The sequence below is a fragment of the Lacrimispora xylanolytica genome (genome assembly GCF_026723765.1).
Classification (GTDB): domain Bacteria; phylum Bacillota; class Clostridia; order Lachnospirales; family Lachnospiraceae; genus Lacrimispora; species Lacrimispora xylanolytica.
On sequence record NZ_CP113524.1, the window covers coordinates 85,984 to 111,883 of the forward strand.

General features: G+C 39.8%; 38 protein-coding genes. 33 read left to right on the forward strand and 5 right to left on the reverse strand.

All coding sequences use genetic code 11. The features are described from left to right. Positions 1 to 74 precede the first annotated feature (74 nt). Together OW255_RS00355 and OW255_RS00360 are read right to left on the reverse strand one after the other, a co-directional pair. Complete coding sequence (locus OW255_RS00355; RefSeq protein WP_268115249.1) at positions 75 to 704, reverse strand: DUF5067 domain-containing protein; 630 nt, start codon at positions 702 to 704, stop codon at positions 75 to 77. A 69-nt stretch (positions 705 to 773) separates the two neighbouring features. Continuing rightward, complete coding sequence (locus OW255_RS00360; RefSeq protein ID WP_268115250.1) at positions 774 to 1,325, reverse strand: helix-turn-helix domain-containing protein; 552 nt, start codon at positions 1,323 to 1,325, stop codon at positions 774 to 776. A 163-nt stretch (positions 1,326 to 1,488) separates the two neighbouring features. Here OW255_RS00360 and OW255_RS00365 point away from each other — a divergent pair, with 163 nt between their 5' ends. Then, complete coding sequence (locus OW255_RS00365) at positions 1,489 to 1,707, forward strand: hypothetical protein (protein WP_268115251.1); 219 nt, start codon at positions 1,489 to 1,491, stop codon at positions 1,705 to 1,707. A 279-nt stretch (positions 1,708 to 1,986) separates the two neighbouring features. On the opposite strand, the gene OW255_RS00370 is transcribed toward OW255_RS00365, so the two are convergent. Further along, positions 1,987 to 2,613, reverse strand: coding sequence for a hypothetical protein (locus OW255_RS00370; protein ID WP_268115252.1), 627 nt, complete (start codon positions 2,611 to 2,613; stop codon positions 1,987 to 1,989). Between the two features lie 184 nt (positions 2,614 to 2,797). Here OW255_RS00370 and OW255_RS00375 point away from each other — a divergent pair, with 184 nt between their 5' ends. The 3 genes from OW255_RS00375 to OW255_RS00385 are packed head-to-tail and all read left to right on the forward strand — an operon-like array spanning position 2,798 to position 3,393. Further along, complete coding sequence (locus OW255_RS00375) at positions 2,798 to 2,983, forward strand: MerR family transcriptional regulator (RefSeq protein WP_268115253.1); 186 nt, start codon at positions 2,798 to 2,800, stop codon at positions 2,981 to 2,983. Between the two features lie 15 nt (positions 2,984 to 2,998). Beyond that, complete coding sequence (locus tag OW255_RS00380; RefSeq protein ID WP_268115254.1) at positions 2,999 to 3,148, forward strand: hypothetical protein; 150 nt, start codon at positions 2,999 to 3,001, stop codon at positions 3,146 to 3,148. Positions 3,149 to 3,165: 17 nt separating this feature from the next. Beyond that, complete coding sequence (locus tag OW255_RS00385; protein ID WP_268115255.1) at positions 3,166 to 3,393, forward strand: hypothetical protein; 228 nt, start codon at positions 3,166 to 3,168, stop codon at positions 3,391 to 3,393. On the opposite strand, the gene OW255_RS00390 is transcribed toward OW255_RS00385, so the two are convergent. Then, on the reverse strand, positions 3,374 to 3,622 hold the full coding sequence (locus OW255_RS00390; protein WP_268115256.1) for a hypothetical protein: 249 nt from the start codon (positions 3,620 to 3,622) through the stop codon (positions 3,374 to 3,376). The two genes, OW255_RS00385 and OW255_RS00390, sit on opposite strands and share 20 nt — an antisense overlap. Positions 3,623 to 3,719: 97 nt before the next feature. On the opposite strand from OW255_RS00390, the gene OW255_RS00395 reads away from it, so the two are divergent. The 12 genes from OW255_RS00395 (at position 3,720) to OW255_RS00450 (ending at position 13,239) form a co-directional block, all read left to right on the forward strand. Further along, positions 3,720 to 3,890: a hypothetical protein gene (locus OW255_RS00395; RefSeq protein WP_268115257.1), complete on the forward strand. Its 171-nt coding sequence runs from the start codon at positions 3,720 to 3,722 to the stop codon at positions 3,888 to 3,890. A 52-nt stretch (positions 3,891 to 3,942) separates the two neighbouring features. Further along, positions 3,943 to 4,578: a single-stranded DNA-binding protein gene (locus OW255_RS00400; RefSeq protein ID WP_268115258.1), complete on the forward strand. Its 636-nt coding sequence runs from the start codon at positions 3,943 to 3,945 to the stop codon at positions 4,576 to 4,578. Next, positions 4,578 to 6,500, forward strand: coding sequence for an AAA family ATPase (locus OW255_RS00405; RefSeq protein WP_268115259.1), 1,923 nt, complete (start codon positions 4,578 to 4,580; stop codon positions 6,498 to 6,500). Before OW255_RS00400 ends, OW255_RS00405 begins: the two co-directional genes overlap by 1 nt. A 3-nt stretch (positions 6,501 to 6,503) precedes the next feature. Continuing rightward, positions 6,504 to 7,469: a recombinase RecT gene (locus OW255_RS00410; RefSeq protein WP_268115260.1), complete on the forward strand. Its 966-nt coding sequence runs from the start codon at positions 6,504 to 6,506 to the stop codon at positions 7,467 to 7,469. Beyond that, positions 7,466 to 8,131, forward strand: coding sequence for an MBL fold metallo-hydrolase (locus OW255_RS00415; RefSeq protein ID WP_268115261.1), 666 nt, complete (start codon positions 7,466 to 7,468; stop codon positions 8,129 to 8,131). Before OW255_RS00410 ends, OW255_RS00415 begins: the two co-directional genes overlap by 4 nt. A gap of 14 nt (positions 8,132 to 8,145) precedes the next feature. Then, a complete protein-coding gene (locus tag OW255_RS00420) occupies positions 8,146 to 8,577 on the forward strand; it encodes a single-stranded DNA-binding protein (protein WP_268116647.1) in 432 nt (143 codons plus the stop codon). Between the two features lie 11 nt (positions 8,578 to 8,588). Continuing rightward, positions 8,589 to 9,059: an ERCC4 domain-containing protein gene (locus OW255_RS00425; RefSeq protein WP_268115262.1), complete on the forward strand. Its 471-nt coding sequence runs from the start codon at positions 8,589 to 8,591 to the stop codon at positions 9,057 to 9,059. Then, the gene (locus tag OW255_RS00430) at positions 9,049 to 9,579 is read left to right on the forward strand and encodes a CHC2 zinc finger domain-containing protein (RefSeq protein WP_268115263.1); all 531 of its coding nucleotides are present in this window, start codon (positions 9,049 to 9,051) and stop codon (positions 9,577 to 9,579) included. The genes OW255_RS00425 and OW255_RS00430 overlap by 11 nt, the downstream gene beginning before the upstream one ends. After that, entirely contained in the window at positions 9,572 to 11,413 is a 1,842-nt protein-coding gene (locus tag OW255_RS00435) for a DUF927 domain-containing protein (protein WP_268115264.1), read from the forward strand. Before OW255_RS00430 ends, OW255_RS00435 begins: the two co-directional genes overlap by 8 nt. Before the next feature lie 319 nt (positions 11,414 to 11,732). Further along, positions 11,733 to 12,101 carry a hypothetical protein gene (locus OW255_RS00440; protein ID WP_268115265.1) on the forward strand — a complete coding sequence of 123 codons (369 nt, stop codon included), beginning with the start codon at positions 11,733 to 11,735 and terminating at the stop codon, positions 12,099 to 12,101. Positions 12,102 to 12,251: 150 nt separating this feature from the next. Then, complete coding sequence (locus OW255_RS00445; protein WP_268115266.1) at positions 12,252 to 12,821, forward strand: hypothetical protein; 570 nt, start codon at positions 12,252 to 12,254, stop codon at positions 12,819 to 12,821. 13 nt (positions 12,822 to 12,834) lie between these two features. After that, positions 12,835 to 13,239 (forward strand): hypothetical protein, encoded by a 405-nt coding sequence (locus OW255_RS00450; protein ID WP_268115267.1) that lies wholly within the window; start codon positions 12,835 to 12,837, stop codon positions 13,237 to 13,239. A gap of 13 nt (positions 13,240 to 13,252) precedes the next feature. Here OW255_RS00450 and OW255_RS00455 read toward each other — a convergent pair whose 3' ends face one another. Next, complete coding sequence (locus tag OW255_RS00455) at positions 13,253 to 13,801, reverse strand: hypothetical protein (RefSeq protein ID WP_268115268.1); 549 nt, start codon at positions 13,799 to 13,801, stop codon at positions 13,253 to 13,255. 301 nt (positions 13,802 to 14,102) lie between these two features. Between OW255_RS00455 and OW255_RS00460 the strand changes: the two genes are divergently transcribed. From OW255_RS00460 to OW255_RS00535, 17 genes are all read left to right on the forward strand, one after another. Beyond that, the gene (locus OW255_RS00460; protein ID WP_268115269.1) at positions 14,103 to 14,528 is read left to right on the forward strand and encodes a hypothetical protein; all 426 of its coding nucleotides are present in this window, start codon (positions 14,103 to 14,105) and stop codon (positions 14,526 to 14,528) included. Positions 14,529 to 14,532: 4 nt separating this feature from the next. Further along, complete coding sequence (locus OW255_RS00465; RefSeq protein WP_268115270.1) at positions 14,533 to 14,970, forward strand: RNA polymerase sigma factor sigma-70 region 4 domain-containing protein; 438 nt, start codon at positions 14,533 to 14,535, stop codon at positions 14,968 to 14,970. A 176-nt stretch (positions 14,971 to 15,146) separates the two neighbouring features. Continuing rightward, positions 15,147 to 15,629 (forward strand): hypothetical protein, encoded by a 483-nt coding sequence (locus tag OW255_RS00470; RefSeq protein WP_268115271.1) that lies wholly within the window; start codon positions 15,147 to 15,149, stop codon positions 15,627 to 15,629. A 61-nt stretch (positions 15,630 to 15,690) separates the two neighbouring features. Next, positions 15,691 to 15,945, forward strand: a complete 255-nt coding sequence (locus tag OW255_RS21020; RefSeq protein WP_416861729.1) for a TIR domain-containing protein — start codon at positions 15,691 to 15,693, stop codon at positions 15,943 to 15,945. 71 nt (positions 15,946 to 16,016) lie between these two features. After that, a complete protein-coding gene (locus OW255_RS00475) occupies positions 16,017 to 16,850 on the forward strand; it encodes a DUF2971 domain-containing protein (protein WP_268115272.1) in 834 nt (277 codons plus the stop codon). Between the two features lie 90 nt (positions 16,851 to 16,940). Then, entirely contained in the window at positions 16,941 to 17,642 is a 702-nt protein-coding gene (locus tag OW255_RS00480; RefSeq protein ID WP_268115273.1) for a hypothetical protein, read from the forward strand. Between the two features lie 89 nt (positions 17,643 to 17,731). Continuing rightward, positions 17,732 to 18,256: a terminase small subunit gene (locus OW255_RS00485; RefSeq protein ID WP_268115274.1), complete on the forward strand. Its 525-nt coding sequence runs from the start codon at positions 17,732 to 17,734 to the stop codon at positions 18,254 to 18,256. After that, positions 18,246 to 19,634 carry a terminase gene (locus OW255_RS00490; RefSeq protein WP_268115275.1) on the forward strand — a complete coding sequence of 463 codons (1,389 nt, stop codon included), beginning with the start codon at positions 18,246 to 18,248 and terminating at the stop codon, positions 19,632 to 19,634. The genes OW255_RS00485 and OW255_RS00490 overlap by 11 nt, the downstream gene beginning before the upstream one ends. Next, positions 19,635 to 21,152 carry a capsid protein gene (locus OW255_RS00495; protein WP_268115276.1) on the forward strand — a complete coding sequence of 506 codons (1,518 nt, stop codon included), beginning with the start codon at positions 19,635 to 19,637 and terminating at the stop codon, positions 21,150 to 21,152. After that, positions 21,124 to 22,419, forward strand: coding sequence for a phage minor capsid protein (locus tag OW255_RS00500; RefSeq protein ID WP_268115277.1), 1,296 nt, complete (start codon positions 21,124 to 21,126; stop codon positions 22,417 to 22,419). Before OW255_RS00495 ends, OW255_RS00500 begins: the two co-directional genes overlap by 29 nt. A gap of 107 nt (positions 22,420 to 22,526) precedes the next feature. Continuing rightward, positions 22,527 to 23,132: a phage scaffolding protein gene (locus tag OW255_RS00505; RefSeq protein ID WP_268115278.1), complete on the forward strand. Its 606-nt coding sequence runs from the start codon at positions 22,527 to 22,529 to the stop codon at positions 23,130 to 23,132. A gap of 21 nt (positions 23,133 to 23,153) precedes the next feature. After that, complete coding sequence (locus OW255_RS00510) at positions 23,154 to 24,113, forward strand: major capsid protein (protein ID WP_268115279.1); 960 nt, start codon at positions 23,154 to 23,156, stop codon at positions 24,111 to 24,113. A 16-nt stretch (positions 24,114 to 24,129) separates the two neighbouring features. After that, positions 24,130 to 24,402: a hypothetical protein gene (locus tag OW255_RS00515; RefSeq protein WP_268115280.1), complete on the forward strand. Its 273-nt coding sequence runs from the start codon at positions 24,130 to 24,132 to the stop codon at positions 24,400 to 24,402. Next, positions 24,335 to 24,790 carry a head-tail connector protein gene (locus tag OW255_RS00520; protein ID WP_268115281.1) on the forward strand — a complete coding sequence of 152 codons (456 nt, stop codon included), beginning with the start codon at positions 24,335 to 24,337 and terminating at the stop codon, positions 24,788 to 24,790. The genes OW255_RS00515 and OW255_RS00520 overlap by 68 nt, the downstream gene beginning before the upstream one ends. 3 nt (positions 24,791 to 24,793) lie before the next feature. Next, positions 24,794 to 25,132 carry a hypothetical protein gene (locus OW255_RS00525; protein ID WP_268115282.1) on the forward strand — a complete coding sequence of 113 codons (339 nt, stop codon included), beginning with the start codon at positions 24,794 to 24,796 and terminating at the stop codon, positions 25,130 to 25,132. Beyond that, positions 25,132 to 25,509, forward strand: a complete 378-nt coding sequence (locus OW255_RS00530; RefSeq protein ID WP_268115283.1) for a hypothetical protein — start codon at positions 25,132 to 25,134, stop codon at positions 25,507 to 25,509. The genes OW255_RS00525 and OW255_RS00530 overlap by 1 nt, the downstream gene beginning before the upstream one ends. Continuing rightward, positions 25,506 to 25,898, forward strand: a complete 393-nt coding sequence (locus tag OW255_RS00535) for a phage tail terminator protein (protein ID WP_268115284.1) — start codon at positions 25,506 to 25,508, stop codon at positions 25,896 to 25,898. Before OW255_RS00530 ends, OW255_RS00535 begins: the two co-directional genes overlap by 4 nt. Positions 25,899 to 25,900: the final 2 nt, after the last annotated feature.

Consider the following 25,900-nt stretch of genomic DNA (forward strand, 5'->3'; position numbering starts at 1 on the left):
GCATATCCGGTAAGAGAAAATCTATATGTAAAGCCGTTCGGTACGCCAATACCGGGCGGTTTTTGCGTACTATATTAGTTTAAGTTTAAAGTTGCTTTGGTAGTCTTTTTGCTCGTACTCCAGTCCCACAAATCTTCAAGAGTGAGAATGATATCACTTTTGTCAGAAATCTTGAACGCTTCAGCCACATTAAGGGTTATTCCGGGCATTACATTCTTGGTACGATTATTGATAGCCTTATTCTCTGCAGATGGTAGATACGCTCTGTCGCATTCAATACCATTTTGGTAAGCCTTTATATAACTTCCACTTCCCATTGCACTTAATTCCTTATCTGATTTGTTAGTAAAATCGTAATATACAATAACACATGCATTGCCCTCATAGTCTGTAGAGATTTCATGTTTGGTATATCTGACTTGACTGTCTTTAATGGCAAAATCAAAGAGTGGAGCCTGAATCATGGCGCCGTCTGCCCCTACTTGCTTGCCGTCAGGAGTGGTTGTGTTTGTAAGAATATAACCAGATTCATTAAAATAGTATTGCTTTCCATCAATATCTTGCCAGGAGTTAACTGGGTATCCCCCATCCTGATTCTGATACCACCAACCGGTTGCGTCCTGCTTCCATTCTCCTGCAAAAGTTGTTATGCCCATTACTGCAGACAGTGCTGCGGTCACAAGTAGTAATCTTGTCTTTTTCATCCCATTACCTCCGTAATATTATTTTATTAAAAAGCCATAGGCTATTTTAATTTTTTATTTATATATAATCTACTCATCAAAGAAAGCATCATCGTGTTTTTTCATTTCTTCAGTTACTTCTATATCTGTGCGCTCATGGGCTGCATTAGGAAGGAGATGTGGCTTTTCAAGAGAGGGATTTTTTTCTCTTGGTAAATGAATTGTAACATCAAGCTCCTTTACCTGCTTATTAAGTTCTGCTATGGCTTCGGTGCGGGCGGTCTCTTTGTCTAATATATAATTTACTATTTCTTTTCCGGAAGAATCAAGTAATCGGTATTTTATTATGTGTTCTATTTCAGATGGCTTTATATTAAAGTCAGTGCCATTTACATTTATGGTATAGGTATCTGAGTCTGTAATATGTGGAACATCTTCATCTTCCCAACCCATTAGATACGGAACTGTTGTGCGCAAAGCTTTAGCAAATTCAACTACCTTACTTTGTACGATATCATTGGTACCATTTTCTATCTTAGCTATAGTGGATTTATTTCTGTAACCGAGCGACGTTGCTAAATCCTCCTGGGTCATGCCTATAGATTCTCTTTTTTCTTTTATTCTCTTACCAATATCCGCCATAAAAATCCCTCTATTTCCTAAGTGATAATATAAATATAACACAGAGTTTATTTTAAATCAATTATTTTTGTGTAAATATGGAAAAGTAGTTGACTTTGAATCACCACAATGATATATTATATATAGGTGATTTAAAATCATCAAAAGAAGGGAGGTAGTAATATTGACTAACACAGTCCTTTTAAAAGATTTGATAGCTAAAAAAGGCTTAAAAATGAAGTTCGTTGCGAATCACCTAGGACTCTCAGCATATGGATTTCAATTAAAGATTAGTAATAAGCAGGAATTTAAAACAAGTGAAGTATCGGCTCTTTGTGATTTGTTGGGAATTAGATCGTTAAGAGAGAAAGAAGAAATTTTTTTTGTCAAACAGATGATTTAAAATCACTAAACTATGCAAACTAAGAATAAATAATAGTAACTAAAGCTTGCAATTATAATGTTTGATTCTGCTCTATCTGTGAAAGTAGAAGAATCTAAATTCTTAGTAGAGAGATTACCAACTTTCAACACATTAAAATCTGGAGGTAACAGAAAGGGAAATGAGTCTATTGTTTGCTTTAATCGCAGCCTTAACCAGTTATACAATAGCATTAAAATATGGGTTTGGCTTAGGTCTGTTAGCATTTTCTATTTGTTTTTTTATATTTAAAATCAATAATTAAAAGTTCTTTTCAAAAATCTTAAATAAGCCAAGGAAGCAAACACTTCCTAAAAGAGTAAAAATTATTTGAGTTGTTTCATTTACTGAGTTGTAAAAAAGTTTTCCTAATGCAATTAGAATTGCGAGGATAAAAAGCGCTGCAAAAAGCGTGATAGCAAATATTATGGTTTTTATTATTAAGTAAAACACAAAGAAAAACTTGCTTTTGTATTGATTCCTGTTTAATCGGTATTCTAGAGTGCGTGTTTTTAATTGTAGTTTGCGACAGGATTTATCAAATGCTTTGTCTATGTATGAGCAAAGTGAGTTGAAGTTTTCAGTATTAGGGTTTACCTTACAGTAATAGTGCACACTTAGTAAATTTCCATCTGCTAGACTTTTGTTTGTTTCTATTATATCTAATGCTTTTGAGAGTATTTCTGGATCAGGATTTTGATAAAGAATAGGTTCAAGTATGTCAAAAAGTGGAAATATTAGTTTTTCATGACGCTCTTTTGTAAAAGAGATAGAGGTTTCAGATCTGAAAATGTAAATAGAAACAACAACGGTAGCCAATATACCTATAAAATTCAGTGGGTCAAAGTTTGCTTGAGGATTGTTAATAAACTGCCCTATTAATTCCATTTTGAAATCTCCTTAATCCAAAATATTATTATATTTCATTATAAGCTCATAGGAATAAATTTACAAGAAAGAATGGTAGTACATATAGAAATTATACTATTATGCAAATCTTATCAGTAACTTAGGTGCCGTCCTGAATGTAGTAGAAGGCATTCCTATAAAGATTATGAAAGGAGGAATAGCAGTGTCAGACAGACAATTTCTATCAATCAAAGAGTGCGTAGAGCGCCATGGAATAAGTCATAACACGATTGAAGCCTTGTTTAAGAGAAAAGGATCTCCAGCAATTCGTGTTGGACGTAAATGGCAAGTGGACGTTGATAAGTGGGATCAGTATCTCCTTAAACTTGCAGATGAAGGTAAAGGATAGGAAAGGAGGAAACTCATGCGAAAGTACTATGACAATTTAGACGATTATACCGACACCAGCCCATCAAAGCTGATGGAGCTTACAAAGCGGATTATGCCGGCGGTGATATTTACAAGTAGCTTATTCCTGATGCTTGCGATTTGTGGAGCGTTAGAGGTTATGTGAGAGGAGGTGAGAGGAGATTGGAAAAAAACAAAAATACAATTGCTGGCTTGAATGATTATGCTTTATCAGCGTGTGGATGTGATAAAGAGAAAATAGTAAAAGCTGTTGAGAATTGCGTGCTTGCAATGAGCGAATTAACCATTACAGAAAGTAAAATAGCGAGGACGCATCTGGACAACGTCATGGAACGTATGTACAAACGTAGCCCAGATACAGTAATAGGTACTATTCAGCCTCGTCTATAAGTTTGTTTTCATGGGCAATGAAGTTATATGCAAAATTATAGGCATCAACATATACGTTGGCAATAGGGAAAATGGAATCCTGAGCTATGTAACCATCTGCAGGAAGTTCACTTGATCTAAAAGCGGATTGTATATAGGCGAGAGCAATGTTGTGCGCAGCTGTTTCTGGATTCATAGGGCGAATTTCAGATATTTCTGAAAAGGACATGCCAAATTTGTTATCGGTCATTATATTTTCTCCTTTCTTTTGTACTCGACCCTGCACGGCCTGTAAGTACAGTATAAGGAGAATTGAAAAATTTTACAAGAAAGAAGGTGAAGGAATCATGATATTTGAAAAATGGATATTAGAAGAACTGGAGGACGTTCCGGTTGATGTGTTGGCAGATTCGATTGAAAAAGGAATACTCAAACCGTTGCTGATTAACGATGGCCGCATTGCGGGCTGTGAAAAAGCAGAAACCCCAGGAGCTGCAACTCCCAGGGAATCAAAGTAACAAGTAAATACTATACACCCCTATTATAAATGGGGATCAGGAGGATTTCAAGATGGATTCAAAAATTACCAATAATACAGTGGTTTTGGCAGGAGAAGTTGTCTCCGGATTCAGGTACAGTCACGAGGTTTACGGAGAGGGCTTTTATACAATGACTTTGGCTGTCAAGAGACTTAGTGGGGAGATTGACCACCTTCCGGTAATTATGTCTGATCGGTTACTTGATGTAGACCAGGACTATACTGGATTGACTATGCAGGTATCCGGACAGTATCGTTCCTACAATAATGTAAAAGGAAATAAAAAGGGATTATCCCTCAATGTATTTGTTAGAGATTTTTATTTTCTAAGCGCCGATCTGATTGACGCCACTAAGTCAAACAATATTACCCTAACAGGATTTGTCTGCAAGCCACCTGTTTATAGAAAGACTCCCCTTGGAAGGGAAATCGCTGATTTGCTGCTGGCAGTGAACCGCCCCTATGGGAAGTCTGATTACATACCTTGCATTACCTGGGGAAGAGATGCCAGATACGCCGCAGGGTTTGAGGTAGGAGCAGCCATTAAGATAACTGGTCGAATCCAGAGCCGTGAGTACTCTAAGCTCCTGGAGAACAACACTGCGGAGACTCGGACCGCTTATGAGGTTTCTGTTAATCTAATTCATGAATGGAGGATTGCAAGATAATGAATTTAAAATTAAAGAATATTCTTATTGAAAACTTTAAAGGAATTAAGCAGTTGGTCATTGATTTTCAGGAAAGAACTATCATTTCTGGTCAGAATGCAACCGGGAAAACTACCATTATGGATAGTTTCACATGGCTTCTTTTCAACAAAGACAGTGAGGGAAAAACTGACTTTAATATTCGTCCAAATGATGGACAAGGAGTCCCTATTGATAATCTGGTTATTAAAATATCCGCTACACTAGAGGCGGATGGGAAAGAAATAGTACTTACTAAGACCCAGGAGCAGAACTGGGTTAAGAAAAAAGGAAGTGAAGTTTCTCAGTTTCAGGGCAATATCAACAAGTATGAAATTAATGAGATTCCCAAGACAGAGAAAGATTACAAAGCCTACATAGATGATCTAATGAATGAGGAGCTGTTTAAGCTGATAACCAGTCCCCAAGCTTTTACATCACTGAAATGGAAGGATCAGAGAACCATTCTTTTAAAACTGGTTTCAGAAGTTACGGATCGGGATGTTATTTCTTCGAACGAAAAGTTCCTTGCACTGTCAGAGCGCTTAAAGGATTTCACAGTAGACGATCTGACCGCAAAAGCAAAGAAAGCTTTAAAAGAACTCAACAAAAGGCAGGCGGAGCTACCGGCCAGAATCGACGAAGCTAGTAAGGGATTGATTCAGGCAGATTTTACGCAGAGTGAATTACTTAAATTGGAGCTTGAAAATCAGATTCGCAGTCTTGAAGAACAGGAGTCTAATGCCTCCAAGGCGGGCGAGGTCATTTCGGGGATCAACAATGCCATTATGCAAAAGCAATTCGATCTTAGCGATTTAAAGCGTAAGGCCAATGAAAAATTAGTGGTTCAAAAGCGTGAAATACAGAAACGGATAGACGATGCTAACTACGCTTTTTCAGATGCAATGCGGGAATGTGAAAGAGTTGAAAGAGAGATTCAGCAGAAAGATGTACTTCTGGAAAGTAATAGAGCCTTTAGGGAAGCGTTGTTAAAGAATCATAAAGAAGTTCAGGCAATGCAGATAGACTCAAAAGACCTATGTTGCCCTATGTGCAAACAGGCCCTTCCAGCTGATCAGGAGGGTTCTAAAATAGCGGAGTTTCAGGCCAATAAGCTTAAGAGCTTAGAGGACATTGTAAAAAACGGAAAACAGACTGCAAGCAACATTGCAACCATGGAAACAGAAATAACGGCTCTTACCCAGCACTTGGAAAAATGTAAAGCCGATAAGATTGAACAGAATAAAAGAAAGACTGCGGCTATGGAAGAGTTGGCGGTTTTACCTCAAGAAGTGGAATTGCAAGATAATTCTGAATACCAGTCTCTACTAGCCGAAATCGAACAGCTAGAAAATCAGGTTCGTGAAATGGGTACAGGTTCTGGTTATATAAATCAGTTAAGGCAAAAAAAGGAAAGTCTGGTTCTGGAACTTGATAAGGTTAAAAATATCCTGAATGGAAAAGAAAACAATCAGAGAGTACAGGATCGTATCACAGAGCTACAGCAGGAGCAAAGAGCCACTTCGCAACAGATTGCCAACCAGGAAAAGGATCTGTTTCTCCTAGAGGAATTCATAAAGGCTAAGATGGACTTACTTTCCTCGCGGATCAACGCAAAATTTAAACTGGTTAGTTTCCGCCTTTTTGAAACGCAGATTAATGGTGGGTATAAAGAAACCTGTGAGTGCCTTGTAAATGGTGTTCCATTTAGTTCCTTAAATACAGGCCATAGAGTTGTTGCTGGGTTAGATATCATTTCAGCCCTACAGGGGATTTATGAGGTAACAGCACCAATTTTTATTGATAACGCAGAATCCGTAAATGATTTTAATATTCCTGACATGGACGGGCAGTTAATTCTCTTAAAGGTATCAGAAAACAACACATTGGAAGTGGAGGCATAAAGAATGGGCAATGAAATTACTACACAGCAGAAGACAGGTATAGCAACTTTTTTAGGAAATGACAAGGTAAGAGCCAACATCATGCAGGTGGTTGGACAGAAGAATACCACGAGGTTTATTGCGAGTGTTGTATCCGCAGTTCAGAATACACCAGCCTTGCAGGAATGTAGCAATAATAGCATATTAAGCGCAGCTTTACTAGGGGAGGCTTTGAATCTTTCCCCTAGCCCGCAACTGGGCCAAATTTACATGGTCCCTTATAAGAAAAAGGACCGTGAGGGTAACGTTATTTCCGTAGACGCTCAGTTCCAACTTGGAGCCAAGGGGTACAAGCAGCTTGCTATGAGAACAGGGCAATACCTTGATCTTGATGTCGTTTTAGTAAGACAAGGGGAATACCTGGGCAGGGACAGATTGACAGGAAAGCATAAATTTGAATTTATAGAAGACGATGCGATTAGAGAAGAACTTCCGGTCATTGGGTATCTGGCATATTTTGAACTTCTTAACGGTTTCAGAAAGCAGATCTATTGGACCCGGACCAAAATGGAAAAACATGCAGACCAGTACTCTCAAGCATTTAACTTAAATGAGGTTAAGAGTAAAAATTCAAAGTATGATCGGGTTTCCTATGAGGACTTTTTAGCAGGAAAGTATCCAGAGAAGGACTCATGGAAATACTCCAGCTTTTGGTATAAGAGCTTTGACGAGATGGCAGAAAAGACCATGATCCGGCAGTTAATCAGCAAGTGGGGCATTATGAGTATTGAAATGTCCGACGCATACGAGCGGGACATGGCAGTCATAAATGAAGACGGAAGCCCGCGGTATATTGACAATGAAACAATCAATCAGCATGAAAGCAATTTAAGTCAGGCAAATACGGTTGATTTTGAGGAAGTACCAGAGACAGTGTCAGAGGCAGTCAGTAATGAAGTTGTCCAGCAAACTGGTGGTGATCCATTTTGAGAATAACATGTTTAGGGAGCGGATCGGCAGGCAACTGCTATCTGCTCCACAATGAAACAGAATGCTTGGTTATTGAAGCAGGAATACCGTTTAAAGAGGTCAAGAAAGCCCTGGATTTTAATATCAGAAAGATTGTAGGGATAGTGGTGTCACATGAGCATGGTGATCATGCTAAGTACCTACATGAGTACATAAAAGTTGGTATACCTGTCATGGCTCCAAGCATGGGACACATAACCGGAGCGCTAACAGCAATAAGTAAGCCTTTCGCTGTCAGGTCGTTTCCTCTGGTTCACGATGTACCGTGTACCGGATTCCTGATTGAGCACTCGGAAGTTGGCAGGCTACTTTTTGTTACTGATACCGAGTATGTAAGGTATAGATTTAAAAACCTAAACCACATCATGGTTGAGTGTAATTATAGCAATGAATTGTTGCAAGCATACCATGAAAGCCTACAAGGTCGAATCAAACTAACACATATGGAGCTTAGTACCTGTAAGGACTTCATTCAGGCAAATAAAGGTCATGAGTTGAAAACGGTATGCCTGTTGCATCTTTCAGGCAGGACCAGTGATGAAGTGGTTTTTAAGAAAGAAGTCAAAGAGTTAATAGAATGTCCTGTTTATGTAGCAGATAAGGGGCTTGAATATGAACTATAGAGGAGGAATGACATATTAATAAGGTGATTTTAATAGGCAGGCTAACCAGGGATCCAGAGGTTAGATATTCAGACGGTGGTCATACCGTTGCCCGTTTTTCAGTAGCGGTTGATAGGGAATTCAAAAAAGAAAATGAACAGACTGCAGATTTCATCGGTTGCGTGGCTTTCGGAAAAACTGCGGAGTTTGTTGAAAAGTATTTCTTTCAAGGAAACAAAATTGTTATTGAAGGACGTATTCAGACAGGTTCCTACACTAACCAGGATGGACAAAAAGTTTATACGACGGATGTAGTTGCAGAGAATGTGGAATTTGGAGAATCTAAGAATTCAAATAATACCGCAGGTGCACCCAGTGAAGCAAGGCCAGCACCCAGTAGCGCAATTGGTGATGGATTCATGAAAATTCCTGACAGTGTCGAAGACGAAGGTCTTCCATTCAACTAAGGAGGGATCAGATGGTAATACAAATTGATTCCAGAGAGAAAGCCAGGGCAATCCGTAAAATCGTAGACGCTTTCGATCAGCAGGGAGTGCAACACTTCATTAGCAAGCTTCATGTAGGTGATTACATGAATTTTGATAATCCACGGTTAATCATAGACCGCAAACAAAATTTAACCGAGGTAGCGTCTAACGTATGCCAGGGTCACAAAAGGTTTACTGATGAATTAAGAAGGGCGCAGGAGATAGGTGTCAAGGTGATTATTCTGGTAGAGCACAGTAACCAGATCAAGAACATTGACGATGTTCACGAATGGAATAATCCACGTCTGAAAACTTCTCCTAAGGCAGTTACCGGAGAAAAGCTGGAAAAGATATTAAAGACCATGGAACGTAAGTATGATACGCAATTTCTGTTTTGCGACAAATTACATACTGGTAAAAGGATTGTTGAACTTTTAGGAGGTGTCTCTGGTGACCGTTGAGGAAATCAAAGATACTTACAGCATGAGGGATATTGTGGCCCGGTACGGCTACCAACCGAATCGTGGGGGATTTATTTCTTGCCCGTTCCATCAAGGGGATAGGCAAGGTTCCCTCAAGGTTTACAATCGTGACTTCCATTGTCATGCCTGTGGTGCCAATGGGGATATATTTTCCTTTGTTCAAATGATGGACAATGTTGGATTTAAAGAGGCGTTCATCGAATTGGGAGGGGATTATGGCTCCATAGACAAAGTAAGCCTGTCTCAGATATTAATGAGAAAAAGGGAACGGGAAGCAACTCGCAGACATGAAGAGGCTTTTAATGCATGGAAAAAGCGAAAGCTGATTGAAGTCTGCCGGTCACTTCGAATGTACGACGAACTGGAAATGATTTTCGAACCACTCTCGGACGAATGGGGAGTGGTAATTAATAAAAAACAAGTCTTGGTAGAAGATTACAGTATTTTAGTATCTGGCAACCGGGAGGAGCAAGAGGAGTTGAGAAGCTTAAATGAATGAACCTTTAAAGGTGTACACCCAGGAAGAATTTAATACCGAAGAGCCTTATATGCTCCTTTACTCTCACCGGGACGATGGGTTTAAATACATGCAGCTTTTTAATGAATTAGCTGCCAATGCTGAGAAGGTAGGGTTTCGACGTTTCGGTACCATGGTCAAGGCTTACTTCGCGCAGCATGGTGATAAAAAGAGCATGAACAGTGTTGTAAATAACGTCACTAACTTTAAGGACCAGCCGATTGAACTTTATACCGGGGATTGGATTGCAAATGATGAAGGCATTGTAAGACGCAACGACAAACAAGGGCTTGATGTAGCCTGTACGCACCCAATTCTACCCGTTCAAAGGCTTGTCAACATTGAAGATGAAAGCGTAAGGCTTCGGCTCATGTTCCGCAGAAATTACGGAGCCTGGGGGAGTGTGGTGGCGGCTAAGAAAGCATTGTTTACGGCAAATGGTATAAAGGATCTTGCTGACAAGGACATATCTGTATCGGACAAAAATGCTTCCTATTTGGTGGAGTACTTACAAAATATTGATGATCTTAATCATGACATTATTCCAAGAGTCCAGTCAGTAAGTCACTTGGGCTGGACGAAAACAGGACATTTTTGTCCATATACTGGAAACCTGGAGTTTGATGGTCAGGACAATTTTAGAAAAATCTTTCAGTCTGTCAGTTCAGAGGGAAAGTTGGAATCTTGGGTTACTGAGGTTAGAAAGGTACGAAAAACAAATTCACCGGCAAAAATCGCCTTGGCTGCAAGCTTTGCATCAGTAGTTCTGAAAACCATAGGGAAACTTAACTTTATCGTACATCTTTGGGGAGGGACTGAGACTGGTAAAACAGTGGCCCAGCTTCTTGCTGTATCAGTATGGGCCAACCCGAACGATGATGCCAGTTACCTTCAGACGTTCAACGGAACCCCGGTAGGTTTGGAGCAATTAGCAGGCTTTGTAAACAATCTTCCTCTGATACTTGATGAGTTTCAGTTGGTGAAAGACAAGAAATCCTTTGAGCAGGCAGTCTATATTTTGTGTGAGGGTATAGGAAAGACCAGAGGAGCAAAAACAGGAGGTCTCCAGAATACTCTTACATGGAAGAATTGCACCATTACATCCGGAGAATCTCCCATTACCCATAATGCATCAGGTGGTGGATCTGTAAACCGTATCATTGAAATTGAGTGTCGGGAAAAGCTATTTAAGGATGTGCACGGGCTGTTAGAGGTTATAAGGACGAATTACGGCCATGCCGGACGGTTGTTCATGGGGTTTCTATCAACGGAAGGGGCTAAGGAAAAAGCCAAGAATTATTATAAGCAGTTCTACCAAGAACTAGGGACTTCTTCAACCGAAAAGCAGACGATGGCAGCTGCAGCAATTCTGACCGCTGACGCTTTGGCGACAGAATGGATATTTTGTGATGGACAAGCATTGACCGTGGCCGATATAGAAAAGCATCTTCATACCAAAGAAAACGTCGATGTAGGCGCTCGTGGTTTTGAGTATATACAGGACTTCTGCGTCAGCAATCAAGCAAAGTTTGAGAATGGTTCTGATCCCTGCTATGGATCCATTAAAGGGGACGAGGTCCGTATAATACGGAATGTCTATGAAAAGATCTGTGAAGATGGAGGTTTTAATCCTAAGGCGTTGCTGTCATGGCTTGATCAGAACGGGCGGCTCACCAAAGACAACCAGGGCAATCTGTATAAATCAACAAATGTATACGGAAAATCTGCTAGATGTGCCTGTATTAATGTGGCAGAAGGCATTCAAAAGGAAGCCGAGTTCGTGTCCGTAGGTGATGGGGAATTACCTTTTAAGTAAAGAAATTACACTTATTTTTAAGAAATTACAATTCGAAACATGGATTTTGTAATCTGAGAATGTAGGTTTTATGCGGGCTAGAGGGCATAAATTACAAAATTACAGAAATTACAAACTTTTTATACCTTACACGTAAGCACATATATTTTTTGAAAAATTAGTAACTTACATACAACGCACGTATGAGGAAAAATAATTTGTAATCTTGTAATTTTGTAATCTTTCTTAAAAAACGTAGGAAAACCAAGGGTTTAAGAGGTGTAAAAAGATTACAAAGCACTGCGACAAATTGTAATTGTTGTAATAAATCGGAGGAATTATGACGGAAACAGGAATAAATGAGTATCGGTCTTTGCTTGGAACCTTGAAACGTAATAAAGAAAATATACCCCTCCAGCAGTTAAAGACCGAATATCAGAAGGGATATGACCAGCTAACACAAAGAATACAGTCCATGACCAGGGAAGTCATTCTGGATGTGATTATTGAGGGATTACGGATTGAACGTCCCCAGGCTGATAAGTGGTACATGGAGATTAATTCAGCAACCAGGGAATCCGGATATATGAAAAAGGCAAGTCAAGCAGCTTTCCTCCAGCAGGATGCTGATCTGGTTCTTGAATATGCCAATAAGCTGCGGGAGATTGTTCATAGCACTGTGAAAGGGTGTGAAAAAAATGCCGGCTAAGAGAAAGACTAATGCTCTTCCTCCACAGAAAATCTACATCTGCTATATCTGCGGAAAAGAGATTCACGGAGATTGTGAGCACATAACAACTAGGAGGCGTACCGAGTTGCACATACATTTTGAGTGTGTGCCGGGAAAGGGGAATAAATCATGAAAATAAGAGTATCAATGCCAGAAGCAAGTGTTGCTATTGATTTTGAAGAAGGAAAGGCCCTGGAGGTATTTGGCAAACTGAATGAAGTCCTTCTTGCTATGAAGAAAAAGGGAAAGGTTTCTGTGCCGGAAGAAATTATCATTCCGATTAAGGCGGTAGTAAAGCCAGAAGTGAAAATTCCACCAAAACAAAATTATGAAGTCATACAAAAGCCCGTAGCCAATCCGATGCCGGATTCGGTGATTGCAGAACTGGATGCGAAAATTCCATCTTTGGACACTCCAAAATACAAAGGATTTATGTACATAAAATGTCCTGTGTGCGGAAAAGAAAAAGGACTTTGTATGAAAAAAGAAGCGGATCACTACCACTGTGACAGCTGCGGAAAGAGATCCGAATTTGAAAAACCATTAGTCCCTTTGTTTGTAAATTGTGAATGCGGTAGGAGATTTAAGTATCTTACTAACATGATGGAATCCTTGTTTGACATCAATTGCCTGGACTGCGGAGCTCCTGTAGCTGTGAAATGGAATGAAGACAAGCAGATTTATGAGACTATCAGGTAGAAAGGAGTTTCAGATGGCAGATCAGAATGAGATAGAAAAAATCGTCACCTCCATGAGGGAAGATATATGCGATCACTTATGCCGGTTTCCTAAGGAGGTTCCCGATCAGGACGCGCTGGAAGAGATATGTGCAGAGTGTCAGATGGGAAAATATGTGTGCTTGATATTAAATACATATAACGCAGCGTGTAAGCTTCAGGTCGCGGCAGAAACGGTAAGAAATGAACTCGTGGAAAAAGGCGACTGGTACGATGCGCTGGTCGAATCCATCTATGGTTATCTGCGTAGTACTGATGGTTCAGTGCCATGGCATCAGATGGCTTTAGAACTGGCGGATCAGATTGTGGGAATCGAACCATATCCCGGCCAGGGCGCAAAACAATCTTCCGAGGCTGGAGACGTTGTGGATGAATTTTGAACTACATTGAAGGTCATTCAATATTTCTTGAGTTTATCATAGCAGCATATTCTGTCTCTACTTTTACAAATTGTTGAAGTAGGGCGAATTTAAAACCTTCTAAAAAAGCAAGATTAACCAAATGTCCTTTAGGAGTCTCAACCTTTTCATAAAAATATCTAAGATCTATAAATGAGTTTGCTATGATATTAAGTTCTTTATCAAAATCAACAGAATCAAGTGATTTACATTCCTTTAGAAAATGGGTCTCAGTATTTTGTTGAATATTTTTTATACATTCAGGGCTTAACACTGAATTTAATGATTGATACAAATTAAGCAAATTATGTTCATTATCAATTTCAACGTCTTTCATTGCTAACATTGATTTTAAACAAAGCTCGCATGTAAAAGCACTTAAAACAATAGAGGGAAGTATGTAAGTGATTTTTTGATTTTTTTTACTATCTTCCTGGAGACTAATTTTTTGAAGTTCAATTGAAGCATTATTCATACCATGAATTTCGGTAAACATTGCTTTTAATTGTAACGGTGTTAATTTCTTTGTTTTCTTCTTTGACATAGAACACCTCCTGCTTTTATACGATAAGAGTTTTATATATTGTATTACTAATCTAAATAATAAACAAGAGAGAACGTTTGAACATAACTATTTAACAAGAGAGGCGATAAATTGAGAAAATCATCAAAAGACTGCAGAGCAGATAGAGCCAGCGTGAAAAGTCGTATACAGGCCGAAGTGGTTGCAGCTATAAAGGCCCCGCCGGTTATGAGCTTCAGTGCACGGATGCCAGCTTATACATATACAAGCCTTTGTCCGGACCGGAGCCTCAGGAAGCCTCCTGTGAGGAAGAAGGTGGAGAATGAAACTTAAATATCTCTACGAAATGTACGATAACGGAGTAAAACAGGGAGAGCGCACCTCCTTGGAATGGGAAGAATTGCTGTCAATCCCCAGACAGGCTATAAGAGATTATGCCCGTGAAGGTAGGTCGTACAAGCACCGGTATACTTTTAAGGCTGTACGGGAGGAGAACCTGGAGGATAAAACTCAGCAGGAGGAAACCGAAATTACGGTACAGGACCTAAGGGAGTTTAGGCGGTCTTTGAAGATAGGATCCAAATTCGAGTATGAGGATTCCTGTAAGGTTATAGTCGTGAGAAAGTACCGTAATATTGTTGAGTTGGTCAGCTTAAAAGATCCGAAGAGATCAGTCACAATGACGTATATGGAACTTCTGAAACAGCAAAAAAATAAAGTGAAAAGATATATTGACAGCAGGGGGTGAGTTTTTGGAGCAGGTAAAAAATTTGAATGAAGAGAAGAAGGAGTATCTTAATACGTATAAGAAATCTAGGAACCGCCTAAAATCTCTGGAGCTTCAGCTTGAGCAGATAAAAATTGATATTGTCCATGTAAGAGCTTCTCAAGGAAACGGAATGCCCAGGGGGAAAGGCGGAATAAATGATATATCAAAATACATGGAGCAGATGGCCAACCTTGAGGAACAGATTGACAATATCCGATTGGATATTGTAGATAGGCAGATTAAGATCACCTCCGCTATTAATTTACTTAGTGATGATGACGAATGCACAATTATGACGGATAAGTACTTAAATTGTAAGACATGGGAAGAGGTTTCCGAGGATAACGGATATTCATGGAGAACTGTACACAGGATCCATGGTCGAGCATTAAAAAAGATAAAATTGGAAAATTTGGCATAGTATGGCACATTCATCCTGTGTTATAGTGTAAACAAGAAATTGGGCTTCCTAAAGGGAGGCCCCCTTTTTTATCCTCATTAACTAATTGTAATATTTTTATGTTAAAATATTGTTTTGATATTTTATTTAAGTAAGTATTGTGTTACAATTATTCGCTAAGGGAGCGTGTGGCATGTATGAGGAAGAAAAAAAATAAAGAAGTTTTAGATGAAAAAAAAGGCGAAAAAGATATAAAAGATGAAATTAAACTTGATAATATAAAGCAAATTCATAGTGCAGTACTTCAGTTTTCTAGTAATACTATGGAAATTAAAAAATTATTTATAAGTGTACTAATAGCGTATTTTACTATCATGGCGGGAATGATTACTAAAATATCCATATCTACTAATTTGGCAATTAAAATATTAGCCACCATTGTTGTACTGTTTTGGATATTAGATGCACAATCATATTATTACCAAAAAAAATTAAGACGTTTAATTACTAAATTGCAAAATGAATTAATAGAAAAAGCGGATGTTACTGAAAATACTGGAAGTAGCATGAAAACTCTACAGCGTCTAAAAGTCTTTGCGGGACATATTTTGAAGAGCATGTTTAATATGTCGATGTTCATATACTACCTTATCATAGCTGCGTTAATAATTGTGGGGTGACCTAATGAAGATATTTGTTTCATATACAACAAAAGACAAAAACATAACCAGCGATTTTTTAATGCAAGTTTATAATATGCTAAAAAAATTCGGGGAAGTTTATATCGATTCTTTAAGCAATAATTCCATAAATATTCAAAAGGACATTTTTGATAATTTGTATAATTGTGATGTAGTGCTAGTATTACTGCCAGATAGTAAACTTACATCTAAATGGGTGATGTCGGAAATTAGTTTAGCTAAATTATTAAATAAAAGGATAATGCAAATATATAGTTCTCAAATATTATCATTTGATCTTCGTAATTTATTTTAGGGGACACTGGAGTGTCTCTTTTCTTTTGGTGAATTTTGGTGTATGATGGAAGAAAAAGCAGGGGGAGGCTTATGTCTGATATAGAGTTATTAAAAGAAAAGTACATAAAAAGTGTATTGCTTGAAGAAGATCCTGATCTCGATCTTTTAAAGAAAATTAAACCTAAAAGTCTATTTGTCTATAAGAGTGGTCAAGATTATCACTTAAGATCTCTGAAAGCCAGTAGAGAGTGGATGTGTGATCCTGGTAAATTTAATGATCCTTTTGATTGCTGTATCGATATAGATATAAAACATATATTTGATATGGGATTGAAGCACGATCAGCATTTGCAAGAGATTTATGAAAAAAATTCAGATAATGAAAATGCGTTAAATAATTTTATTCTTAAAAATCAAGAAGCATTATCAAGAAAATTCGAGTCAATTAAACACAGTTTATATATAACATGCTTTAGCACCAGCAATCAATCAATTCCTATGTGGAGTTATTACGCTAACAAACACGAAGGGTTTTGTGTGGAATATGATTTTGAAGAAGTTTTTGCTATGTATGGCGATTGCTTATTCCCCGTAATGTATAAAGAACGATATGATGCAGCGTTATCAATGGTTAAAAATGAAGAAAACATAGAAGACAATTGGTTGTTATCTTTTGCCACAAAATCAAAACAATGGGAGCATGAAAACGAATGGAGAATAATGAAAGTAAAAAAATCCGCGCCATTGTTTGATAAAACAGAAGATGGCGGAGCTTTGGCAATGCCGTTTCCGACAGCTGTTCATTTGGGGTGTAGAATCAAGGCGGAATTTGAAAGGGATGTTATAAAAAATATACCTTTTAATAAAACTAAAATATCCAGAGGGTCAGCGGATAAAACTGAATACAAATTAATGTTCTCGTAAAGTTGTTAGTCACAGAGACGGCCAACCCCGTCTCTTTTCTTTTGGCAATTTTTGATGTATTATTGAAGAAAAGATAAAGAGAGAATGTAAATGAAAAAGTGGATCAAAGAAAATAAAAAAGGTATTATTATTTTTGGAATTTCAATAATAATTTTATTCCCAATCATCATTTATTTTTTATCAACACTTCCGATTTTCCCTGCTGGAGGAAATAATGATTGGGCTGGCTTCTGGGGAGGATATCTTGGTGCAATTATAGGAGGTATTATCACTCTTTATGTTTTATTTGTTACTCTAAATGATAATAAGAAAATACAATTAAGAAATGAGAAAATAGAGTTTCTTAATAACTTAGTAGATATGACAGCCGAGTACATATGTTTTGCAGGAGATTTTATTCAAAATACAATAATGTATATGGAGAGTAACGATACAGACATTCAAAAAACAGAGAATTATCAAAAAGAATTAATGGTATCTCAATCAGATTTTAGAAGAATAGGAGTAAAAATAGTAATTCACTTAGAGTTATGCAAGGAAAAAAAATATAAAAGTGTAGACTTATTATTGAATTATATTAAAGAAACTAATAGTTTAGTTTATAATACATATTATGTGATTATAAATAATCCAACCGATTTGTCCTATGAAACTTTATTAGAGGACAATGGAAAAGTTGCAAGTGCAGTAAATATCGATAAAGTAAGACAAAATCTAAATAAGTTAAATTTAAGTTTGTCCGAATTTGAAGACAAGATAAAAGAATTCATATTCCAAAATCTTGATGATTAGCAGGGCAAAGAAGTTTGTTTATTCAGACGTACCCCAGTGTCTCTTTTTTGTTATAAAAATTAGCCAGATTGGAAGGTGAGGTGAGACTGATGGCATTAACAGCCAAACAGAAAATATTTGCAGATGAATACCTGATTGATCTTAATGCTACCAGAGCTTACAAGGTGGCATATCCCAAGGTTAAGAAAGATGAAACTGCTAAATCAGCGGCAAGTAGGATGTTAACCAATGTTAACGTTGCGTCTTATGTTGAAAAGCGCATGAAAGACCGAGAAAAGCGTACTGAGATCACTCAGGACATGGTTTTAAAGGAACTTGCAAAAATCGGCTTTGCGGATGTCACTGATTTTGTGACGATTGAAAACAAAGGGACCTATAAAGCGGTACAGGTCAAAGCTACAGAAGAAATGCCGGGGGATAAGCTTGGAGCCATTGCTGGGATCAAGGAAGGTGCGAACGGAATTGAAATCAAGCTGAACGATAAAGGGAAAGCCCTGGAGCTGATCGGGCGGCACTTGGGTATGTTCAAGGAAAAGGTGGATGTAAATATCCAGACTTCCGAAAAGCTGGATGATATCATGTCCCAGATGGGTGGTGAGGGCCTTGAAGAGTAGTAGCTTCCCTTTGTCCCAGAAATACCTTGATTTCATAAACACAGTAAATGGAGTTGATGCAGACTTCCTGGAGGGAACAACTGCTAGCGGTAAAACAACAGTTGGTGCCGGTGTTAAGTTCATGCGTATGGTCAGCCGGAGCAGTAAGAAGCTGCACATTATTGCATCAAAGACAACCGGTACCGCAGAAAAGAATGTGATACAGCAGGATAATGGGATTTTGGATATTCACCCAGGGGCAAGATATTATGGGAACGGTGACAAGGATTATAAGATTCCTCATATCGTATTTGAGGGAAAGATCATATTTGTATTGGGATATGATAATCGGGATAAATGGGAGCTGGTCCTGGGTTCCCAGTTTGGCTGTGTTTACATAGACGAGATCAACACGGCTAATATTGATTTTGTCAGAGAGATTTCAACCAGAAACGATTATCTCATGGCAACGCTTAATCCGGACGATCCAAACCTCCCTATTTACAAAGAATTTATTAACCGCTCCCGGCCGTATAAAAAGTACGCTGCCGATGTGCCAGCGGAGATCATGGCAGAACTTACAGAAACGCCAGTACCTAAGTGGAGGTACTGGTTTTTTACGTTTAGGGATAACCTTTCTCTAACAAAAGAAGCCATTGAGAAAAAGATCCGATCAGCTCCACCAGGAACGAAGCTATACAAAAATAAGATACAGGGGCTACGTGGTAAAGCAACCGGCCTGATTTTCAGTAACTTTGACCGCAAGAAGCATGTGGTCACAAAGGAGCACGCAAAGCAATTTATACGGAATCAGAATGACCGCCATCAGACAGAATGGTTTGTACACTTTTCAGCAGGACTTGATACGTCTTATTCCCAGAAGTCACCGGATACCATATCCATGAGCTTTATCGGTATCACGAACCGGGGCAACTGCTATGTGCTTGATGAAAAAGTATACAACAATGCAGATATGGGAACGCCTCTGGCCCCAACAGATACGGTCCGTAACTTTATTGACTTCCTCGATCGCAACCGGAGTGAGTGGGGCTTTGCCAGAGATACCTTTATTGATTCTGCTGACCAGGCAACTATAACAGAGTTCTTAAAGTATAAGCGCTTGAACGGTTGTGTTTACAATTTCAATGATGCCTGGAAGAAAGAACAGATCATTGACCGTATCATCAATCAGTTAAACTGGTTTGCCGACGCAGGAACAAAGCCTTGCTTCTATATCGTGGAGACATGCGTTAATTACATTCGGGAGCTTGAGGTCTATAGCTGGTTGGAAGACAAGGACAACACACCAGAGGACAAGAATGATCACATGATAAACAGCGTGCAGTACTCATGGCTGCCATACGAAGTGAAAATTGGAACAGGAAGGAGGGGTTCGTAAATGGGTTGGTTTAAGGATATGTATTTTAAATTGCTTAAGATTGTACATGCAAAAGAGAGACAGGTGGTTATAAAGGAACCGCTTTCCTTTCAAGGAAATGTCTTGAAAAATAAGATCTGGTACCGAGGAGATCCGTCAGAGTTAGAACAGTTCTTTAAACAGACTGCATACTGTGATGTATTCAAAGCAAGGTTCTGGGCTTCCGTTCCATACCGGAAAGTAAGGAAAATCCATTCCGGTATTGTGGGAATTGTAGTGGACCGCTTCAAAGATATTATAACGGCAGATCTAAACGATATCAGCTTTGGAGAAAAAGGAGATAATCAACCTTTAAAGCAGTTATGGGATGAAATTGCTGAGGATAACAACTTCGACGGCCTCCTGGGCGAAGCGGTGGCCGGTGCTCTATCAGCTGGAGATGGTGCTTTTAAAATAAGCCTAGATACAGTTAGCAATTATCCAATCATAGAGTTTTATGAGGCAGATCATGTGGAGTACAAATATCAGCGGGGCAGATTAATTGAGATTATCTTTTCCACTGTGTACCCTTACCCAAATAATGAGACAAAGGAATACCGCCTGGAAGAAACCTATGGAAAGGGTTATGTGACTTACAAGCTGTTTGATGATGGAGGAGAGGAAGTCAAGCTTAATACCCTTCCAGAAACAGCAATCTATGAAGATACTGCTTTTGATGGTGATTATATTATGGGGGTGCCCCTTATCTTCTTTACATCAAGCAAGTGGAAGGGACGAGGCAAGGCGTTATTTGAGGGAAAGACGGACGATCTGGACGCTTTAGACGAAGTAATCAGCCAGTGGCTTGATGCCGTTAGGAAAGGAAGGGTGAACCGGTATATCCCGGAAGATATGGTTCCCAGGGATCCAAACACAGGGCAGCTCATTGAGCCGAATGAGTTTGATAACGATTACATAGCCATTGGAGCAGTAAAGAAAGAGGGCTACAGTGATAAGATTGAGGTAGTCCAACCTCAGATATCCTACGAGGCGTACCTAAACAGTTATACCTCCTTTCTGGATCTGGCCCTGCAGGGAATCATTTCCCCGGCCACTCTTGGTATTGATCTGAAAAAGACCGATAATGCCGATAGCCAAAGGGAAAAGGAGAAGATTACCACACATACTAGGGGGACACTGGTTAAGGTGCTGGGTAAAGTTCTTCCAGAACTGGTAAGTAAGGTTATGATGACTTATGACCAGATGCAAGAAAAAACACCTGGAGAGTATAAAGTTTCCGTCAAGTTTGGAGAGTATGCAGCCCCAGGATTTGATGCTGTAGTGGAGACGGTAAGCAAGGCACGGACTAGCGGTGTCATGAGCATAGAAAAGTCCATAGATGAAATGTATGGAGATACCTTGTCGAAGAGTGAAAAAGCAGAGGAAGTTAAGCGGATAAAGATTGAGCAAGGTATTTTAGAATCAGAGGAGCCAGAAGTTGCTGGCTATGATGGAATGGAGGGCGCAATAAATGAGCCGGAAACAGGAGTCGCCCAGTGACGGTGCATACAACCTTCGGAAAGTCTTCGAGGAGATAGAACTTGATCTCATTAAGAACCTTAAGCGAAACCTAACACACCATGAAAAGGAAGAGAAAGAGGAAGGCTTCCGGTGGGAGATGTGGCAGAAAGCAAAACTCCGAAACCTCTTTAATTTCAGGAAAGAAAATCAGGATATTGTAGACAGCCACAGCTCTGAGATCAAGGAAACCATTGAAAAGACATTACAAGGCGGTTTTGACAAGGCTAAAAAGGCGTTGTATCGTCTGATCAGATCCGCTGGCCAGTCATTAAGTCTTCCAAAGCCAGTGGAAAAAGAAGATTTGGATATACCAACTAAGGCAGAGGAGAGCTTTTTTGGAATCAATGAAGACAAAGTAAATGTGATGCAGGAAACAGCCGAGGATACATTCCACCCAGAAGGGGAAGAAAAGGTCTTAACTGGAAGAGATAATGATCAAAAGGTGGAGGATTTAAAGGCGCAGGTTAGTAAGGATATGCAAAAGGTGCAAGGAACTGTCTGGAGATACATGGATGATGTATACAGGCAGACAATCTATAAAACTGGAATGTATATGGCTGCCGGTACAAAATCATTAGATCAGGCCATTGATATGGCTACAAAGGATTTTCTAAATGCCGGAATCAACTCCATTGAATACAAATCTGGCAGACGGGTCAATATTGCCAGTTATGCAGAAATGTCTTTGCGTACTGCTTCCCAGCGGGCGACGTTTCTTGCTGAGGGAAAGCTAAGAGATCAATGGGGAATCCACACTGTCTTTGTGTCAGCTCACGCCAATACTTGCTCAAAGTGTGCGCCCTGGCAGGGAAAGGTGCTTGTCGATGATGTATTCAGCCACGGAACGGCAGAGGAAGCAAGGGAATTAGGCGTTCCTCTTTTGTCTGAGGCCATGAGCGCAGGATTGCTACACCCGAACTGCCGACACACCATAGCAACCTATTTTCCAGGCATAACAGTGCTCCCCACTGTACCAGATAGTAAAAAGGCAAATAAGAGGTATAAGGCAGAGCAGGTGCAACGAGCCCTTGAAAGAAAAACCCGAAAACAGAAACGTATTGTAGAAGGGGCAGCAGATAGCAATACGACAAAAGCAGCAAACCAGAAACTATCAGAGCTGCAAAATGAGATGAGGGAACATTTAGATGCTCACCCAGATCTAAGAAGAGCTCCTGAGCGAGAAAAAACACGAGGTTTATGGGAGGAACCTGGTAAAGAAAAAAAGAAACAGGGTAAGAAAAGTTAGGCTAATTCCCTCCGGGAAGGCGGGGTGATGCCTCCTACTGAAAGATATAGTTACTGGACGCGCAGGATCTCCTGGGCGTTATTTTATTGCATAGAAAGGATGAGATTATGAAAAAAGAAGATTTTGTTGCACTTGGATTCAGTGAGGAACAGGCCACAAAGGCAGCGGAAGCGTCTAAAAAGGAGCTGGAGTCCTATGTCCCTAAAGCAGACTATGACGCTGCCAATCAGGCAAAAGGCCAGCTTGAAAAGGATATCAAGGACCGGGATAAACAGCTGGAGGATTTAAAGAAGAACAGCGGAGACAATGCCGAGCTTCAAAAACAGATTGAAACCCTGCAGGCAGAAAACAAAGCTGCAATGGAAAAGAACGAAGCAGATATGAAGGAGCTGAAGCTTTCCACTGCTATTACGCTGGCACTTGGTGAGTCTGCCCAGGATGCAGAACTGGTGGCTGGCTTATTTGATAAATCTAAGCTAATCCTTTCTGACGATGGGAAAGTCACTGGTCTGGAAGAGCAGCTAAAGTCCATTAAAGAATCTAAGCCGTTTTTATTTAAGGAAGATAAGGCAGAACCTCCAAAAAATACGGGCTTTCGTCCGCTTGGAGCTCCTGGTCAGCAAACTCAGACAACAACCAAAACCGATGATGGTAAGGTAGATATGAAAGCAGCTATTGAAGCAAAGCTTCAGGCCCAGATGCCATCCAAATAAATTTAAAGGAGACTAAAAACTATGGCTATTACGTTAGAAGAATCAAAGAAAAATGTGCAGGACGACCTGCAGATCGGGGTGATTGATGAATTCAGAAAATCCAACTGGATCCTGGATCATATCACCTTTGATGATGCCGTTTCCCCAACTGGAGGCGGAGCAACCCCTACTTATTCCTACACCAGATTAAAAACACAGCCTACGGCGCAGTTTCGAGAGATTAACAAGGAATATACGCCTCATGAAGTAACCAAGGAACGTCATTCCGTTGATATTAAGGTATTTGGTGGATCATATCAGATTGACCGTGTAATTGCTAATATGGGCGGTATCGTATCGGAAGTGGAGCTTCAGCAGGCGCAGAAGATTAAAGCAGCTCAAGCATTGTTTAATGATACTTTCATCAATGGAGACAGTGCGGTGGACAGTAACGCTTTCGATGGCTTAGAAAAAGCCCTGGCTGGCAGCTCTACGGAGTACAATGCCGGAACATCGGTAATTGATTTATCAACTTCTCAGATGGTAACAGATAACTTTCAGTACTTTCTGGATATGTTAGATGAATTTCTTCGCGGCCTTGATGGGGAACCATCTTTCATTGCTGGAAACACTAAGTTGATTTCTAAGCTTAGAGCCTGTGCAAGGCGTGCGTCTATGTATCAGGTGACAAAGAGCGACTGGGGAACCAATGTGGAGTCATACGGAAACATTCCTTTCGTGGATTTAGGGGCAAAGCCTGGAACCAATACAGAGGTAGTGGACATTGATGCTACAAAAGGAACCACTTCCCTCTTTGCCGCAAGACTAGCGCTTGATGGACTCCACGGTGTGTCATTTGCAGGAGTGGCACCGGTTCAGACCTGGCTTCCTGACTTTACAACGGCAGGAGCAGTAAAGACCGGTGAGGTGGAAATGAATGCGGCCATTGCTTTAAAGGCTTCCAAAGCGGCTGGTGCATTTCGTAATATCAAGGTGAAATAATAAGGAGGAGTTGTCTATGAAAGTATATGCGCCTAATGAACAATATACAGGCACATCTGCCAGTGTATCTTTTTGCAATGGTGTGGGAGAAACAAATGATCCCCGCCTGCTAAATTGGTTTCGAATCCATGGATATGAGGTTGAGGGACTACCCGAACCTGAGGAGACAGTGGAAGATGAGATGGAACCTCAGGAGGAGAATCCGGAAGTTCCAGAAGAAAATGTGGAAAAAGAACCTGATAAAGAAACAAAAAGAGGAAAAGCTGGGAACCAGAAAGCAGGTGAGTAAGATGGCATATCTCTCTTACGTAACACCAGAATATTACAAAGAAAGTTATAAAGGCAGCATCGTACCAGAAGATGATCTGGAGAAAGCGCTTCGTCAAGCCAGCCGTCATATTGATTCCCTGACCTACAACCGTATTGTGGGCCGGGGATTTTCCAATTTGACCGAGTTTCAACAGGAAGTCATTCAGGAAGTAGTTTGCTTACAGGCTGACTTTGAATATGAGAACGCTGACGAGATTAACACGATTCTTTCCAGTTACAGTCTAAATGGAGCATCAGTTACTTTTGGCAGTTCATGGAATGTGTTTACAGATAAAGGTATTGCTATGATGCGTGATGTGTACGCACAGTTATCACAGACTGGCCTGTGCTGCCGGTTAGCGAGGTGAGCTATGAAATACCCGTGTTTAGTGCCAAAACGGCTGTGTAAGACAGATATTGCGTTAGTACTCCATGAAGAAGGGCTGTCCGAATCTGGCGGCCCTTTGGTGGCGGCTGAACTGTCTTTAAAATGTAACTACCAGGACTCCACTAAGATGATTATGGATACAGAGCAGAAGTTGGTTCAGATTTCCGGGAAAGCACTACTTCCAAATGATATCTGCCCGGATCTGCCTGTCATTAGTGGTGGAGTCGCTACAATATTTGGGAAAGAAAGAACCATTATTCAGGCTCTTAAAGTCAGGAATCCAGACGGAACTGTTAATTATACGGAATTGAGGTTGATCTAATGAAGGTAAATGTCTCTGTCAAATTGGATCCGGGGAAGTTAAGGGAGATTCAGGAAGCAATTGAACCATCAATTCAACAGGCGGTTGCAGCAGTAAAGTCTGATATTGTAAGCAGCCAGGTGGTACCTAAAGAAACTGGCGAGTTGGAGCGTAGCGTCTTCATGAAAAAGAAGTCCAGGTCCAAGTATAGAATTATATACGATACACCTTACGCAAGGAGACTTTATTGGCATCCTGAATTTGATTTTCGCAAGGATAAAAACCAGAATGCAAAGGGGCTATGGTTACAGGAATACATAGATGGTGATAAGAAAGATCTATTTAAAACAGCTTTCAAGGCTCGTCTGAAAGTAAATACGAAGGGGCTGATAACATGACACTGTCAGATGTAAAAGACTACCTGAAATCAAAGACAGATTCTCCCTGCTGGTACATAGGAAAAATCAATGGGAATGATAAGCAGTGCATTGGTATTTATTCCATTCAGGGACCAAAACGTACAATTCCAATTGGTGGCTTAAAGAATAAGTCTTATGATACAAAGGCAGTTTCCGTCCTGATTCATTGGGGAGTTGATGCAGTTTGTGCAGAATCAAAAGCGCAGGAACTATACGATCTCCTGTATGGGCAGAGAGGTCTTATAGGTGGTAATGAGGTGTTTTTATTCGATATGCAAACAGATTGCCCTGTGAGCGTAGGAACAGATAATAAGGGTATCTATGAACACGTAATCAATTTTGTTATTTATTATAAGAAAGGAATGTAAGT